The sequence below is a fragment of the Pseudoalteromonas sp. ABV4_021 genome (genome assembly GCF_056159365.1).
Genome location: NZ_JBSWVB010000001.1, coordinates 1,539,133 through 1,554,839 on the forward strand (window position 1 = coordinate 1,539,133; position 15,707 = coordinate 1,554,839).

16 protein-coding genes are annotated in these 15,707 nt (G+C 41.2%); 4 read left to right on the top strand and 12 right to left on the bottom strand.

Annotated features, from left to right (window positions below; all coding sequences use genetic code 11):
- Positions 1–74: 74 nt before the first annotated feature.
- Together ACXAFE_RS07285 and purE are read right to left on the bottom strand one after the other, a co-directional pair.
- The gene (locus ACXAFE_RS07285) at positions 75–1,220 is read right to left on the bottom strand and encodes a 5-(carboxyamino)imidazole ribonucleotide synthase (protein ID WP_475150657.1); all 1,146 of its coding nucleotides are present in this window, start codon (positions 1,218–1,220) and stop codon (positions 75–77) included.
- Between the two features lies 1 nt (position 1,221).
- Positions 1,222–1,704, bottom strand: a complete 483-nt coding sequence (gene purE / locus ACXAFE_RS07290; protein ID WP_010560067.1) for a 5-(carboxyamino)imidazole ribonucleotide mutase — start codon at positions 1,702–1,704, stop codon at positions 1,222–1,224.
- A gap of 210 nt (positions 1,705–1,914) precedes the next feature.
- On the opposite strand from purE, the gene ACXAFE_RS07295 reads away from it, so the two are divergent.
- Positions 1,915–2,118, top strand: a complete 204-nt coding sequence (locus tag ACXAFE_RS07295) for a hypothetical protein (protein ID WP_010560066.1) — start codon at positions 1,915–1,917, stop codon at positions 2,116–2,118.
- Between the two features lie 32 nt (positions 2,119–2,150).
- Here the strand turns inward: ACXAFE_RS07295 and htpX are convergent, their stop codons facing one another.
- The 5 genes from htpX to bioB all read right to left on the bottom strand — a co-directional run bounded on the left by htpX (position 2,151) and on the right by bioB (position 6,862).
- Positions 2,151–3,011, bottom strand: coding sequence for a protease HtpX (gene htpX / locus ACXAFE_RS07300; RefSeq protein WP_475150660.1), 861 nt, complete (start codon positions 3,009–3,011; stop codon positions 2,151–2,153).
- Positions 3,012–3,252: 241 nt separating this feature from the next.
- Positions 3,253–3,939 carry a dethiobiotin synthase gene (gene bioD, locus ACXAFE_RS07305; protein ID WP_475150663.1) on the bottom strand — a complete coding sequence of 229 codons (687 nt, stop codon included), beginning with the start codon at positions 3,937–3,939 and terminating at the stop codon, positions 3,253–3,255.
- Positions 3,936–4,694, bottom strand: a complete 759-nt coding sequence (bioC, locus tag ACXAFE_RS07310) for a malonyl-ACP O-methyltransferase BioC (RefSeq protein ID WP_475150665.1) — start codon at positions 4,692–4,694, stop codon at positions 3,936–3,938. Before bioC ends, bioD begins: the two co-directional genes overlap by 4 nt.
- A complete protein-coding gene (locus ACXAFE_RS07315) occupies positions 4,691–5,821 on the bottom strand; it encodes an 8-amino-7-oxononanoate synthase (protein ID WP_475150667.1) in 1,131 nt (376 codons plus the stop codon). The genes bioC and ACXAFE_RS07315 overlap by 4 nt, the downstream gene beginning before the upstream one ends.
- Positions 5,822–6,862, bottom strand: a complete 1,041-nt coding sequence (gene bioB / locus ACXAFE_RS07320) for a biotin synthase BioB (protein WP_475150669.1) — start codon at positions 6,860–6,862, stop codon at positions 5,822–5,824.
- A gap of 96 nt (positions 6,863–6,958) precedes the next feature.
- Between bioB and bioA the strand changes: the two genes are divergently transcribed.
- Positions 6,959–8,236: an adenosylmethionine--8-amino-7-oxononanoate transaminase gene (gene bioA, locus ACXAFE_RS07325; protein WP_475150671.1), complete on the top strand. Its 1,278-nt coding sequence runs from the start codon at positions 6,959–6,961 to the stop codon at positions 8,234–8,236.
- 18 nt (positions 8,237–8,254) lie between these two features.
- Here the strand turns inward: bioA and ACXAFE_RS07330 are convergent, their stop codons facing one another.
- Both ACXAFE_RS07330 and ACXAFE_RS07335 read right to left on the bottom strand, forming a co-directional pair.
- Entirely contained in the window at positions 8,255–8,686 is a 432-nt protein-coding gene (locus ACXAFE_RS07330; protein WP_475150673.1) for an AAA family ATPase, read from the bottom strand.
- On the bottom strand, positions 8,683–9,000 hold the full coding sequence (locus ACXAFE_RS07335) for a hypothetical protein (RefSeq protein ID WP_475150675.1): 318 nt from the start codon (positions 8,998–9,000) through the stop codon (positions 8,683–8,685). Before ACXAFE_RS07335 ends, ACXAFE_RS07330 begins: the two co-directional genes overlap by 4 nt.
- A 199-nt stretch (positions 9,001–9,199) precedes the next feature.
- Between ACXAFE_RS07335 and asnS the strand changes: the two genes are divergently transcribed.
- Positions 9,200–10,597, top strand: coding sequence for an asparagine--tRNA ligase (asnS, locus tag ACXAFE_RS07340; RefSeq protein WP_475150680.1), 1,398 nt, complete (start codon positions 9,200–9,202; stop codon positions 10,595–10,597).
- Positions 10,598–11,002: 405 nt separating this feature from the next.
- Here the strand turns inward: asnS and ACXAFE_RS07345 are convergent, their stop codons facing one another.
- From ACXAFE_RS07345 to ACXAFE_RS07355, 3 genes are all read right to left on the bottom strand, one after another.
- Entirely contained in the window at positions 11,003–11,863 is an 861-nt protein-coding gene (locus ACXAFE_RS07345) for an IS982 family transposase (RefSeq protein WP_475150357.1), read from the bottom strand.
- Between the two features lie 235 nt (positions 11,864–12,098).
- Complete coding sequence (locus ACXAFE_RS07350) at positions 12,099–13,025, bottom strand: electron transfer flavoprotein subunit alpha/FixB family protein (protein ID WP_475150682.1); 927 nt, start codon at positions 13,023–13,025, stop codon at positions 12,099–12,101.
- Positions 13,025–13,774 carry an electron transfer flavoprotein subunit beta/FixA family protein gene (locus ACXAFE_RS07355; protein WP_475150687.1) on the bottom strand — a complete coding sequence of 250 codons (750 nt, stop codon included), beginning with the start codon at positions 13,772–13,774 and terminating at the stop codon, positions 13,025–13,027. The genes ACXAFE_RS07350 and ACXAFE_RS07355 overlap by 1 nt, the downstream gene beginning before the upstream one ends.
- 169 nt (positions 13,775–13,943) lie before the next feature.
- On the opposite strand from ACXAFE_RS07355, the gene ACXAFE_RS07360 reads away from it, so the two are divergent.
- Entirely contained in the window at positions 13,944–15,590 is a 1,647-nt protein-coding gene (locus ACXAFE_RS07360; RefSeq protein WP_475150693.1) for an electron transfer flavoprotein-ubiquinone oxidoreductase, read from the top strand.
- Positions 15,591–15,707: the final 117 nt, after the last annotated feature.

Consider the following 15,707-nt stretch of genomic DNA (forward strand, 5'->3'; position numbering starts at 1 on the left):
CAAAAAACGGTTATACACATTAACGCGTATAACCGTTTTTTATAATACACATTCTGTATAGTTAACTAAATAGCTTATTTAGACAGTTCAGCTCCACGTGCTGCAACGCCTGGATAAGCATCTTCTGGTAAATAGTTTGCAAGCACTGCAAGTTTTTTACCTAGCTCAACATTGCTGCTCCCTACGACATTAATGTGGCCCATTTTACGACCTGCGCGAACTGCTTTACCGTACCAATGACTGGTTACTCCAGCAACGGATAACACATCAGCAGGAATGCTCGGCTCACCAAGCACATTGATCATCGCACTTGGCCCAATCATTGCGGTATCACCTAATGGCAACCCAGCTACAGCGCGTAAGTGGTTTTCAAACTGACTACACAGCGTACCTTGCTGTGTCCAATGACCTGAGTTATGAACGCGAGGTGCAATTTCATTCACCATTAGTTGGCCATCAACATCGAAGAACTCAATTGCCAATACACCAACATAATCCATCGCTGCTGATAGTTTATTAAATGCCGCTAACGCCTGGCTTTGAATTTGCTCATCAATATCAGTGGCAACTGATAACGTAAGTACACCGTTGGTATGTTCGTTTTCAGTCACAGGATACACCGCCGTATTACCCTGCTTATCGCGTGCACCAATCACTGATACTTCACGCTTAAACGGGATCATTTTTTCAGCAATAATGGTGTGCGGGAAATCTTCACTACCTGCTGCAATAAATTCAGCCATTTCTGACCAAATTTGATCTACATTAGAATCCGCTTTAATACGCCACTGCCCTTTACCATCGTAACCTGCTTGACAGGTTTTGATCACAAGTGGCAGTCCCAAATCGATAACGGCACGGTCTAAGTGTTCACGCTCGGTAATAAGTAAATACGGTGCACAAGGTACATTCGCTTGATCTAATAGTGCTTTTTCGATGCTACGGTCACCGCCAGCCTTAATGGCATCTTTACCTGGGTAAAATTTGCCACTTTGACAACATAACGCTAATACATCATCAGGAATATGTTCAAACTCTGCGGTGATCGCATCACATTCTGCGATTGCAGCAACTAAGTCTTGCTCATACACGGCAAGTGTTAGCGGGTGAACAACGTGCTTAGAACCAACATCATAGGCTTTGATATTTATATCAAGAGGCGCACCTGCCAAACTCATCATACGGGCAAGTTGGCCTGCGCCGAGAACTAAAATATTCATATTATTCTGCTGGGTTTGGATGTGCTAAAACAGTATCAGTTTGGTTTTTTCTAAATTCGTCGATTTTCGCTAGCAATTCAGGCTGCTGACAACCCAGAATTTGCGCCGCTAATAATCCAGCGTTTGCAGCGCCCGGATCACCAATCGCAAGCGTACCTACCGCAACACCTTTTGGCATTTGGCAAATTGATAGAAGTGAATCAACACCATTAAGTGCTTTAGATTTAACCGGAACGCCCAGTACCGGTAAGCTGGTAAATGCAGCTGCCATACCCGGTAAGTGCGCTGCACCGCCTGCACCTGCAATAATTACTTTAATACCGCGCTCAGCTGCTGTGCTGGCATAATCGGCTAATAACTGTGGCGTACGGTGCGCAGAAACAACCTTTGTTTCATATTCAACACCGAATTTATCAAGCATATCTGCAGCGTGTTGCATGGTAGGCCAATCTGATTTTGAACCCATAATAATGCCAACAGTCATAGTCACTCCTCATAGTTAGGCACTCAATTCACATTAATTGCACTTTTAGATTATTAACAAGCGCATTGTGAATGTTAAAAATTGTTTTCGCGATGTGGGATTGCGAGTTGCGAATTATCCAATAATCCCTTCGTTTTCTCAATTAAAAACTGTGAATTCTCGAATCTGTAAGGTAAATTAAGTCAATTGTTTCACTAGTTAGAAAAACCAATGCCTGAATTTAAAGTGATACCACCAACGACAACTGTGTATTGTGAAAAGCGTGGTGAAGGCTGGACGCTCACAGGCATTACTGGCATTGACGAAAATGCTTCGGTAATGTTTGACGGTACGCGATATACCATTCCAGCAAAAGAAATCGTTGAAACCTTATTACCTAATCAACTAAAACGAGAACAACAAAAAGGCGCCTAATGGCGCCTTTTCCGTATGTATTAAATCAGTACTTATTTTAATGCATTAATACGCGCATCAAGTGGAGGGTGTGAACTCATTAAGTCCATTAAACCTTTACCAGATGCAATACCAAATGCCATCATCGACCCTTCTAGTTGTGATGGGTGATTAACTTTAAGGCGCTCAAGTGCTGAACGCATTTTGTGTGCACCAACAAGTTCTGCAGCGCCTTTGTCAGCAGCAAACTCACGTTGACGGCTAAAATACGCCACTACAAAGCTTGCTAAAATACCGAATAATACTTGGAATATCATATCAAAGATAAAGTATGTCCAAGAACCACCCGACTCTTCTTCATCGCTATTTAAGAAGTTATCGACAATACCTGCAAGTACCTTCGAGATCGCAATTACAAACGTGTTTACAACGCCTTGAATAAGCGTAAGTGTAACCATGTCCCCATTGGCAATATGTGACACTTCATGGGCGAGAACGGCTTCTGCTTCGTCTTGACTCATGTTGTGTAATAAACCAGTACTAACTGCAACCAGTGAATTATTTTTACTTGGGCCTGTTGCGAACGCGTTCATTTCAGGACTGTCGTAAATAGCTACCTCTGGCATTGCAATATTGGCTTTTTTAGCTTGCTCTGCAACACGCTCAACCAACCACTTTTCTACGTCAGAACGCGGTTGCTCGATAACATGGGCACCGGTTGATTTTTTCGCCATCCATTTCGACATAAACAGCGAAATAAACGAGCCACCAAAACCAAACAACGTGGCAATTAATAAAATGCCACCTAAGCTTCGGTGTTCTATGCCTAGTACTGACATAATAACCGACAGCACAATACCTAACACCAGCATCACCGCTAGGTTAGTAATTAAAAACAATACAACTCTTTTCATTGTTACCTCAAAATGTGTTTTCTACCGCTTTATATAGTGTCTTTTGATTACGTTTCAAGATAAATTTACAAAATGACACACATATTATTTAAAACTAAACACACCATGAAATTTACATAAAGTTATTTAGCGCGCGTTGATCTTTTTGGTCTAAATTTTGTGCAAATCCAAACCGCTTTGGTCGCGACGTCACTTTGTAAATCTAGTGGGCTAAATCAAAAAGCAACAACACGCTCTCGTTTCAATTAGCTAAATTTAGCGCAGTGTTAAGAGCTTGATACACTTGAAGCTTAGGTTTGCCGTTTTTACAGTTAGGTGCAATGGCCAATAATGGGCAATCTAAACGTGCTTTTAGGGTTTGCAGATTTTCGTCTTGTTCTAACATGCCATCGTCAACATAATTGGCAATCCAACCAACGCATTTGACGCCGCTTTGTTTTATATGACTTAAAGTCAATAATGCATGATTTAAACAGCCTAATTTTAGACCAACAACTAAAATCACCGGTAAATTTTGTTCGCTAACCCAATCTGACAATAAGTCATTATCATTAATTGGCAATGCCCAACCGCCAGCACCTTCTATTATCAAATGATCAAGCTCTTGGTGCTTTAACACACCTAAATGGTTTGATAGTGCGGTTTTACTTATCTCTACTCCGGCTTTTTTTGCTGCAATATGTGGCGCAATGGGTGGCTCGAAGCAAAACGGGTTTATCAATTTGTACGGCAGTGCTACATTGCCAGACTCCAACAATGTTAATGCGTCTTCATTGACAAGCTCACCAAATGCCTGCTCAGCCCCTGCGGCAATCGGCTTGAAACCAGTAACGGCTCGTTTATGTTGTTTAATATATTTAATTAAAAGGCTCGATACATGGGTTTTACCTACTTCTGTATCTGTGCCAGTTATAAAAACTTGATTCATTTCTCTATCACTATATAAGCAACTTGGTAACTTACCGGAAATTGCCCCTGCTCTTTTGGATAATTAGCTAACAATGCACGGTATTTACGTTTACCCATCAGTCCACTGGGTTGTTCGCTACTATTAACTTTATGATTTGCACCAATTTCTTTAATAGAGTTTAAGGCAAGCTTAGGGCTATCGTAAAATATTTTATGATGACAAAAGCTACTACTGATTAATTTAAACGGCGTATGTGCTACTGCATTGGCGATATCGTTTTGTGTTACAAAGCGATTTATGTGAGGTTCATTGTCGAGCACTGAGAAAGCATGTTTAATTTCTTGCAACGTGCCATCGGCCACAATACTGAAGTGTGCGCGACCACCTGGTTTTAAAACACGGTAAAAATGGGTTAAAAGTGCCGCTAAATCACTACTCCATTGCATTGCAAAATTACTAAAGATCAGGTCAAAACAGTCGCCCAGAAACGGTAAGGTATCCATATCAGCACAGATACTCGGTGTAACACCTTGTTGTAACATGCTTTCACTTAAATCCATGCTTACTAGATAATCGCAGCGTTTTTTCAGTTCAAACGAATTTACAAAAGGGCCACAGCCTAAATCTAGCGCGACCTTATACCTCGCACCCAATGATTTTAACAGTATGTCGGCTGCTTGCTTTTGCACATGGGCATGACTTTGATAGCGCTTTGCTGCTTTAGAAAAATGAGACGCAGTGGCTTGCTTTTTGGTTAACGCAGACAACATCATAACAATTTTAACCCATCAACAAGATGATTTATCAACTGTTCTATATCTGCTGCTTGATGTGCAGCGGTAATCGTTATTCTTAGCCGTGCTGTATTATGAGGGACTGTTGGTGGTCTAATTGCCGTAAGCCAAATACCATTTGATTTTAAATGCTCACTCAGCGCTAAACAGCTTTCGCTATCGCCAAGCACCAGCGGTTGAATGGCGCTATTTGACGGCATGAGTGCAAGGTTATGATTACTTGCAAGGGTTTTAAAATACGCAATATTGTCTTTAAGGCGTGCGCGTTTTTCATCGGCACTGTAAAGCCGTTCTAATCGCGAAAGCGTTGCCGATGCAAGCCAAGGCGACATTGCAGTTGAATAGGTATAATCGCGATTAAATTGCAATAAATAATCGGCCACATTTTGGCTACATAACACCGCTGCCCCGCTGCTTGCGCAGGCTTTGCCAAAAGTGATAATCAGTATTTCTGGTTTAACCTCGTCGCAGCTGCCTAAACCATGATGACCCATTACACCAAAACCATGAGCATCATCAATCATTAACCAGGCATTGTGTTGTTTAGCGATGTGCACAAGTTCAGCAACTGGTGCGCTATCACCATCCATTGAAAATACCCCTTCACTTACAATCAGCTTGTGCTGCGCTTTAGATTTTTCTAAACGACGTGTTAAATGTTTTAGATCGTTATGATTAAAGCGAGTATTCGTTGCGTTTGCTGCGAGTCCGCCGTCAATTAAGCTGGCATGATTTAGTTTATCTTGAAATATTTCACTATTGGCTTCATTCATTAAACTTTTAAGCACACTTGCGTTAGCGCTAAAGCCTGAATTAAACAATAAACACGCTTTATAGTTGAGCTTAGATTTGAGGTAATTCTCAAGTGCAGTATGCGCATTTTGATAGCCTGTGACTAACGATGAACTACTCGCACCTAATGTATTTTCTAAACCCGTAATTGGCTCTTCACCCAAACCAAGGTAGTCGTTTGATGCGAAATTTAAATACTGTGTATTATTTCTAAGCAAAAAACGAGGACCAACACGCTCAAAGGCAATGCGCTGGCGGTATAAAGACGCTTGTTGTCGCTCAGCAAGCGTCTTGTTTATATATTCGAACGCCATTTATGCAGGATAAAATAGTTCTGATGTTTCTTTATCAGCGATTGCTGATTCTAACGACGCTTGATATGCCTCATCGGAATAATCTTCAGCACTTTCAGGCGACATACCCAGCTTTTTAATTAGCATCATATCGCTGTCTGCTTCTGGATTATCCGTAGTTAGTAATTTATCACCATAAAAAATTGAGTTAGCACCAGCGAAGAAACACATTGATTGCATCTGCTCATTCATCGCTGTGCGTCCTGCACTTAAGCGAACGTAACTTTTTGGCATCATAATGCGCGCAACCGCAATCGTACGAATAAACTCAAAATGATCTAAATCGTCCACATCTTCAAGTGGCGTGCCTTTTACTTTTACTAGCATGTTAATTGGCACACTTTCTGGCTGCTTTGGTAAATTTGCCAGCTGCATTAATAAACCGTAACGGTCTTTCGCTTGTTCGCCCATACCAACAATACCACCCGAGCATACTTTCATACCTGCGTCACGCACGTGGTCAAGGGTATCAAGTCTATCTTGGTAGGTTCGTGTTGTGATGATTTGTTGGTAATATTCAGGTGAGGTATCTAAGTTATGGTTGTAATAATCAAGTCCCGCATCACGCAGTACATGTGCTTTATCGTTATCAAGCATGCCCAGCGTCATACAGGTTTCAAGGCCCAGTTCTTTAACCTCTTTTACCATTTTCGCAATGTACGGCATATCGCGATCTTTCGGATCAGACCAAGCAGCCCCCATACAAAAACGTGTAGCACCCTTATTTTTAGCAATACGCGCTTGTTCGACGACTTTCTCAACTTCCATCAAACGCTCACGTTCTAGATCCGTTTTATAGTGGCCTGATTGAGGGCAGTACTTACAATCTTCAGGACATGCGCCCGTTTTAATAGATAACAGCGTAGAAATTTGTACTTTGTTTGGATTAAAGTGTTGACGATGAACACTGGCAGCTTGAAACAGTAAATCGTTAAACGGCATATTAAATAATGCCTTTACTTCATTAAGTGTCCAGTTATTACGCACCTGAGCTTGTTCCATGGAATTCTCGTTTTTATTTGTTTCTCGAACTTAATTTCGCTAGTCTACGCAGCAACACCCCATTGTCAACCAAACACAAGCTTTAAAGGTTTACATTTGAACACTAAAAAAACAATTGATTTGGATTTTGATAAAAATCATTTATGGCATCCCTACACGTCTATGATAAATCCCCTGCCGGTGTACCCAGTTACACATGCTGATGGCGTGCATATTCATTTGGAAACGGGTGAAAAATTAATTGATGGAATGGCCTCTTGGTGGAGCGTTTTGCATGGCTACAATAACCTTGAACTTAACAACGCAATAAAGCAACAAGTTGATAAAATGAGTCATGTGATGTTTGGCGGTTTAACCCACCAACCTGCCGTTGACCTTGGCAAGAAACTACTCGACATTACGCCACACTCGCTTACGCGTATCTTTTTAGCCGATTCAGGCTCTGTTGCCGTAGAAGTTGCCATTAAAATGGCAATGCAATATTGGCGCAGTAAAGGTAATACGCGTAAAAACAAACTTATGGCGCTAAGTAAAGGTTATCACGGCGATACATTTGCGGCGATGAGTGTATGCGATCCGGTTAATAGCATGCATTCGTTATACAAAGGTTTTTTACCAGAGCACTATTTTGTTCCCGCACCAAAAAGTAAATTTGGTGACGCATTCGACCGTTCAGAGCGCGATGTATTAGCGCAATACTTTGACAAGCATCACATGGATATCGCCGCCTTTATTTTAGAGCCGATTGTTCAAAATGCTGGCGGAATGAATTTTTATCACGGCGACTACTTAAAAGCGGTTCGTGAATTATGTGATGAGTACGACATACTGCTAATATGTGATGAAATCGCTACGGGCTTTGGTCGTACAGGAAAAATGTTTGCCGTTGAACATGCCAATGTTGAGCCTGATATTATGTGTATTGGTAAAGCAATGACCGGTGGTTATATGACGCTATCGGCAACCTTAACAACGGATAAAGTTGCAATTGGCATTAGTGAAGGCGATGCAGGTGTAATGATGCATGGCCCAACGTTTATGGCAAATCCCCTTGCCTGTGCCGTTGCCAATAAAAGCATTGAATTACTGCTTAAAACTGACTGGCAAAGTAATATTGCACGCATTGAACATTGTTTTAAAACGCACTTACAAAAGTTTGAAAATATAGATTCTGTGGCAAATGTTCGTATTCTCGGGGCAATTGGTGTTGTTGAAATGACGCAAGCGGTTGATGTTGCCAAAGTGCAAAAACAGCTCATTGAACATGGCGTGTGGTTAAGGCCGTTTGGCAAACTGATTTATATGATGCCGCCTTATATAATGCAAGATGCGTCAATCATCAAAATGTGTAATGCGATTAAATCGATTTTGTAGGATTTAGGGCCTAATGGCTTACCATTCAAATAGGTAAGCCATTTTGTTGATGGTTTTTAGCGGTACTTTATGAATGTTGCGCTGATAATAAAGGTGCTGCATCGCCTTATCTTTAATTTCACCTACCACCACTTCTTTTACTTGATAACCAAGCGCGTGCGCTGCTTCAGCATACGCAATAAATTCCCATTTTTTAATGTTGGTGTTATCCAAAATCACCAATGGAATTTGCTGGTTCAACGCACGAATAAAACGCGCTAAATTAAGGTTGTGGTATTCACTTAGCTTGGCTTTATCAAAACGATATTGACCATCGCTGATAAAAAAATCGTCGGTTGAACAAATTACAAATTGGCCTTCATCGCCATTTACCATTTCATCACACAAACTCTGAGCGTAATGACTTTTCCCTGAGCCCGGCAGACCCCTTAAAATAAACACTTGTTTCATCTAAACAAAATTACCAATAAACAAATAATACAAATAACTAACAAACTGATTTGATTAACCGCGATACTATCACCACGGCGGCGGTTATAACTCTGACGCATGATGATTGAAATACTCGATATAATACCAGTTAAGATTAAAAAAAGAATCAGCAAGTTACGTGGCGTCATCAACCAATGATCACGATGCGATAAACCAAAATAACGGATAATGCCATATTCAAGCTCAGGCCTTGCGTAGTGAAACATAATCAGCGCAAGCAAAAAGAAAAACCACGCGATAATTGATAACGCATGTAATACGTTTTGCCTCATAGGTGATTTGCTGCGCCTTTCTTTTATCATACGCGTCAGTTATTCAATGAAATTTCACTATTTTTAAGCATATTACACATTATCGGGAAATTTGCTGTTTTTTTATTTTTCTTTCACAGGTAAGATAACAAACTTTCTTAGCGCATGCTAAGTAAGAACAACAAGAATTTATTTAGGCATTTTAATCATTGGAGTGAAAATGAGCCATATAGCTATCACAGACCTTTTGAAAGGCCGTGTAGAAGTAGGTGCAACCGTTACTATTAAAGGTTGGATCCGTACACGTCGCGATTCAAAAGCAGGAATCTCTTTTTTAGCCGTTCATGACGGTAGTTGTTTCGATCCTATTCAAGCTGTGGTACCGAACTCACTCAATAATTATGAAGAAGTGACCAAGCTTACCGCGGGCTGTTCAGTAACCGTTGTTGGTACAATCGTAGAATCACAAGGCCAAGGCCAATCATTTGAGATTCAAGCTGAATCGGTAGAAGTAGTAGGTTGGGTAGAAAACCCTGATACGTACCCTATGGCTGCAAAGCGTCACAGTATTGAATATTTACGTGAACACGCACATTTACGTCCTCGCACTAATATTATTGGTGCAGTAACGCGTGTTCGTAACTGCTTATCACAAGCAATTCACCGTTTTTACCACGAGCGTGGTTACGTTTGGATTTCTACACCTATTATCACAGCTAGTGACTGTGAAGGTGCGGGTGAAATGTTCCGTGTATCAACACTCGATATGCAAAACTTACCACGCACTGATAAAGGCGATGTAGATTACAGCGAAGACTTCTTCGGTAAAGAAGCATTCTTAACAGTATCTGGCCAGCTAAACGGCGAAACTTACTGTTCAGCAATGTCAAAAATCTACACTTTTGGCCCAACATTCCGTGCTGAAAACTCAAATACATCTCGTCACTTAGCTGAATTCTGGATGGTTGAGCCTGAAGTTGCATTTGCAGATCTTAACGATATTGCTGCACTTGCAGAAGATATGCTGAAATACGTATTTAAAGCAGTACTTGAAGAGCGTCGTGATGATATGGAATTCTTTGCACAACGAGTTGAGAAAACCGCTATTTCACGTTTAGAAAACTTCGTTGAAAAAGATTTCGCACAAGTTGACTACACAGACGCTGTTGAAATTCTTAAAGGCTGTGGCAAGAAATTCGAATTCCCAGTTGAATGGGGTGTGGATTTACAATCAGAGCATGAGCGCTATCTTGCAGAAGAGCACTTTAATGCACCAGTAGTTATTAAAAACTACCCGAAAGACATTAAAGCCTTCTACATGCGTCAAAACGAAGACGGCAAAACAGTTGCAGCAATGGACGTTGTTGCACCTGGTATCGGTGAAATCATTGGCGGCTCACAACGTGAAGAACGTTTAGACGTACTTGATGCACGTTTAGAAGAAATGGGCTTAGACAAAGAGGATTACTCTTGGTATCGCGATTTACGTAAGTATGGTACTGTTCCGCACTCAGGTTTCGGCCTAGGTTTTGAACGCCTTGTAGCTTACGTAACAGGTATGGGTAACGTACGTGACGTTATCGCCTTCCCGCGAACAAAAGGTTCAGCTACTTACTAAACGCTTTCCGTTTAATTAAGTACACTTAATGAAAAACCGGCTTATGCCGGTTTTTTTGTTTTTGTCATTTTAGCCTAGGGTCTGTTGATCTTTGCTGTTCTATTTTTGTTCTGTTTGAGCGTGCTTTTATCGCGGCGCTCGATGTGTGGCCTAGTAATCTAAGCGAATATCGAGCAACAATGAGAAAAGTGCGCTCAAAAGAACCGTTCGGCAGCGCTTGATTGGCTTTTCTACTGTGTTATCGGCTGGCTCACATAGAATAACTATGCCACGCAGCCTCCGCCTAGTATAAAACCCAATCAAACTGCTGCAAAAACGAACTTGAAAGGTCAACAGACCCTAGTAATCTACTACATCAACAGGCTTATAAAGCTCATGATAATTAACCTGAGATCTGCATAAGTATTAAAGCCGAGTCACTTTTATACTCGGCTTTTTAGTCTGAAAGGTATAGGCAATTAATCCAGCCATTAAATTAACCATAAATGAGATGCAGCTGCGGTGCCTTGTATGGTCTATTTGAGCCATATTTTTCAGCTGGTCGAAAACCGTTTCAATGATGAAACGCTTTGATAACATCGCTCTATCCCAAGATGATATTGGCTGACGTTTCATATTACTTCGTTGACCTGTAATAAAATCAACGCCTTGCTCAGCAAGTTCCGCTTTTAAGTTTGCCGATACATAACCTTTATCAGCGTATAAACTACCTGTAACATTATCGACCATATCTGGTACAGGTTTCCTATCATCAACATTACCAGCGGTCACTTTTACAGCTAATAAACCACCTTCATCATTCATGATGAGGTGAAGTTTAAAGCCATAAAACCAGCCCATTGTTCCTTTGCCTCGTTTGGCTTCTCCCGCGAAAACTTGGTGGCGAGGAATACGCATGTTGTGACACACCTTGAGAGAAGTAGAATCGATAAATGCAATGCCTGTTGGTTTATCAAAGCGCTGCTTCAGATAGCTACACAGAGCAGGTAACGTGGCCTGAAGTAACTTCAACATACGTGTATAGCTGACTAAATCAGGAAAATAATGTCGCCAATACTGACAAACAAATTTGGTGTAGTAAGTTTTAAAGTCGCGATAACCTGATTGATGAAAGGCAATTAATATAGTCATCACTTCGCTAGAGGATAGTCGAGACGGCTTAATGCGTTGCTTTTCACCTGATTCTATTAGGTGTTTAAGCCATTGAGGTTCAAACAATAAACAAAAATCATCGACATCTACGTAAATTGCATCTAAGTTATTCATGCCCTTGCCTCGGTAATCTTATGTTTCTTGGTCGAAAGATCTGATCACCGCAAGGGCATTTAGTTCCACTTCTTATGTGCAGCTCAGGTTAATTAATAATCTGCTCACACAACTTTTTACACGTATATTGTTTTGTGGCGAACCAGCCTCGATTTAGAGAGTTACACTAAGAAGCGCTACAAAAAAAGCCTTGCTAAAGAAGCAAGGCTTTTACAATTGGAATAAGTTTATGTTGTTACAGTGATGCTTCTAATTCTGGAAGTACATCAAATAAATCAGCAACTAGACCGTAATCGGCAACTTGGAAAATTGGCGCATCGGGATCTTTGTTGATTGCAACAATCACTTTAGAGTCTTTCATACCAGCAAGATGCTGAATTGCACCGCTAATACCTACTGCGATATAGAGTTGCGGCGCAACAATTTTACCTGTTTGCCCTACTTGCATGTCATTTGGTACAAATCCCGCATCAACAGCAGCGCGCGATGCACCAATCGCTGCACCTAGTTTGTCTGCGATACCATTTAACAATGCAAAGTTTTCGCCATTTTGCATACCACGACCACCTGAGATGATGACATCTGCCGCAGTAAGTTCTGGGCGTTCACTTTCTGTTTCTTGTTGTGAAACAAAACTGCTTAGTGCGTTCTCTTTAACTGCATCAAATGATGAAACAGCTACTGGCGCTTGCTCACCAGCTACATCAAACGCACTCGAACGTACCGTAACAATGTGTTTATCTTCACTACTTTGTACCGTAGCTATTGCATTACCAGCATAAATTGGGCGCTTAAATGTATTTTCGTCAATCACTTCGATAATGTCAGAAATTTGCACTTTGTCTAACAGTGCAGCCACTCGCGGCATAAAGTTTTTGCCTGTCGTGGTTGCAGCTGCGAAAATATGTGAATAATCACCTGCTAAATCGACAACAAGATCAGCCATATTTTCTGCAAGTTGATGCTCTAATGCTGCATTATCAGCGACAATCACATTTGAAACACCGTCAATTTTGCTTGCAGCCTCTGCTACTGCGGCTACGTTAAAGCCTGCAACTAAAACAGTGACTGACTTACCGAGTTTTTGCGTGGCTGAAACTACTTTAGCTGTGTCGTTTTTAAGCACGCCATGTTCGTGCTCTGCAATAATAAGTACTGACATTAGATCACCTTCGCTTCATTTTTTAGTTTTTCAACTAGCGTTGCTACGTCTGCGACAATTTCGCCTGCTTCACGCTTGCTTGGCTCTTCTACTTTTAAGGTTGTAATACGCGGCGTAAGATCAACACCAAGATCCGCTGCGGTTAATACATCAAGCGGCTTGCGCTTAGCCTTCATAATATTAGGAAGCGTTGCATAACGAGGTTCATTCAAGCGAAGATCCGTCGTCACAACCGCTGGTAAGTTAACAGCAATTGTTTGTAAACCACCATCGACTTCGCGCGTTACATTAAGCTTATCGCCATCAACCACTACTTCTGAGGCAAAGGTAGCTTGAGCGCGCCCAGTAAGTGCAGCAAGCATTTGACCTGTTTGGTTGTTATCAGAGTCAATCGCCTGCTTACCTAAAATCACTAACTCTGGATTTTCTTGCTCTACAACTTTGGCAAGGAGCTTAGAAACATGCAGCGACTCTAAACGTTCGTTTGTGTCAATTTGGATTGCTTTATCTGCACCAAGTGCAAGTGCCGTACGAAGCTGTTCTTGGCAAGCCGTATCGCCTATTGATACAACGACGACTTCAGTTGCTTTGCCTGCTTCTTTAATGCGGATAGCTTCTTCAACCGCGATTTCACAAAATGGGTTAAGTGCCATTTTTACATTATTTAGGTCAACATCACTATTATCGGCTTTTACGCGCGCTTTTACGTTATAGTCGATCACTCGTTTGACCGGAACTAGGATTTTCATAACCTCTCCTTCAATGTTTACGCGTACGTAAACCTAGGTAAACTTATTTAACCGTTATTTGGTTTTAAGGCTACTTCCTGTTGACGTAAACGTCAACCTAAAATATGCTAAAGCCAATAACAGGTTATTTGGTTAACAAAGACCAGCTTAATTCAACAGGGGCAATATCATGGTACAACGTGAAACCATGGAGTTTGATGTAGTTATTGTAGGCGCTGGGCCTGCAGGCTTATCAAGCGCTATAAAACTGGCACAACTAGCACAAGAAAATGAACAAGAATTAATGATTTGTGTCGTTGAAAAAGGTTCAGAGGTCGGAGCTCATATTTTATCAGGCGCTGTACTTGAACCACGTGCACTTAATGAATTACTACCAAATTGGCAAGAACTTGGCGCCCCACTTAATACTAAAGTGAGCCAAGACGACATTTATTGGTTTAATGACGAACGCAGTTCGAAAAAGCTACCTGCTTTCGCAACGCCAAAAACCTTCCATAATGACGACAACTACATCGTTTCTATGGGCAATGTATGTCGTTTTTTAGCACAGCAAGCAGAAAACTTAGGTGTAGAAATCTTTCCAGGTTTCAGTGCGCATTCACTGATAATTGAAGATGATGCGGTAAAAGGCATAATCACAGGTGATATGGGGGTCAGTGAATCTGGCGAAGAAAAAGATGGCTTTATGCCTGGTATGGAACTTCGCGCTAAATACACTATTTTTGCAGAGGGTTGCCGTGGTCATTTAGGCAAAGAACTCATCAGTACATTTAAACTAGAGGAAGGTAAGTCACCACAACATTATGGTTTAGGGTTTAAAGAAATCTGGGAAATCCCGAGCGAACATCATAAGCCTGGGCTTGTTGTACATGGTGCAGGCTGGCCACTTGATAAAGATACCGGTGGCGGCTCTTACATGTATCATGGCGATGACAATCAAGTGGTCGTTGGTTTAATCATTGATTTAAACTACAGCAATCCACACCTTTCGCCATTTGATGAATTTCAGCGCATGAAACACCACCCTGTGTTTGCAGATACATTGAAACACGGCAAACGCATTGCCTATGGTGCACGCGCCATCGCAAAAGGTGGTTTGAACTCATTACCTAAAATGACGTTTCCAGGTGGTGTGTTAGTTGGCTGTAACGCCGGTACGCTTAATTTTGCCAAGATTAAAGGTAATCACACAGCAATGAAGTCAGGCATGCTGGCCGCTGAAAGTATCTTTTGTGCGATACAGGATAATAAAGCGAATACAGAGCTTGATGACTTTACATCACGTTTTGAGAACTCGTGGCTTTATCAAGAATTAAACAGCAGTAAAAACTTCGGCCCAGCAATGCATAAACTAGGTAAGTTTTTTGGCGGCATGTATAACACCATTGATCAAAACTTATTTAATGGCGGTTTACCGTTTAACTTTAAAGATGACACACCTGATCATGCTTGCCTTGAGCCAGCTAGTCGTCATTCAGAAATTAACTATGCAAAACCTGATGGCACGCTAAGTTTTGATAAACTAAGTTCGGTGTTTTTATCAAGTACTAACCATGAAGAAGATCAGCCATGTCACTTAAAACTGGCGGATAACACAATACCGCTTGGTAAAAACTTATCTGAGTACAACGAGCCTGCACAGCGCTATTGCCCTGCAGGTGTGTACGAAATCAACGAAGTTGAAGGTCAACAAACCTTCGTTATTAATTCGCAAAACTGCATCCACTGTAAAACCTGCGATATAAAAGATCCGAGCCAAAACATTACTTGGGTCACCCCTGAAGGTGCTGGCGGGCCAAACTACCCGAATATGTAATTTTCAATTGTATTTGTCAAAGGCATGCTCTCCCACGTGAGCATGCCTTTTTTATTACTTGTTAAAACCTTAGTTATCGCTAATACTCAATAAACAACACACTGATTATCAAGTAAT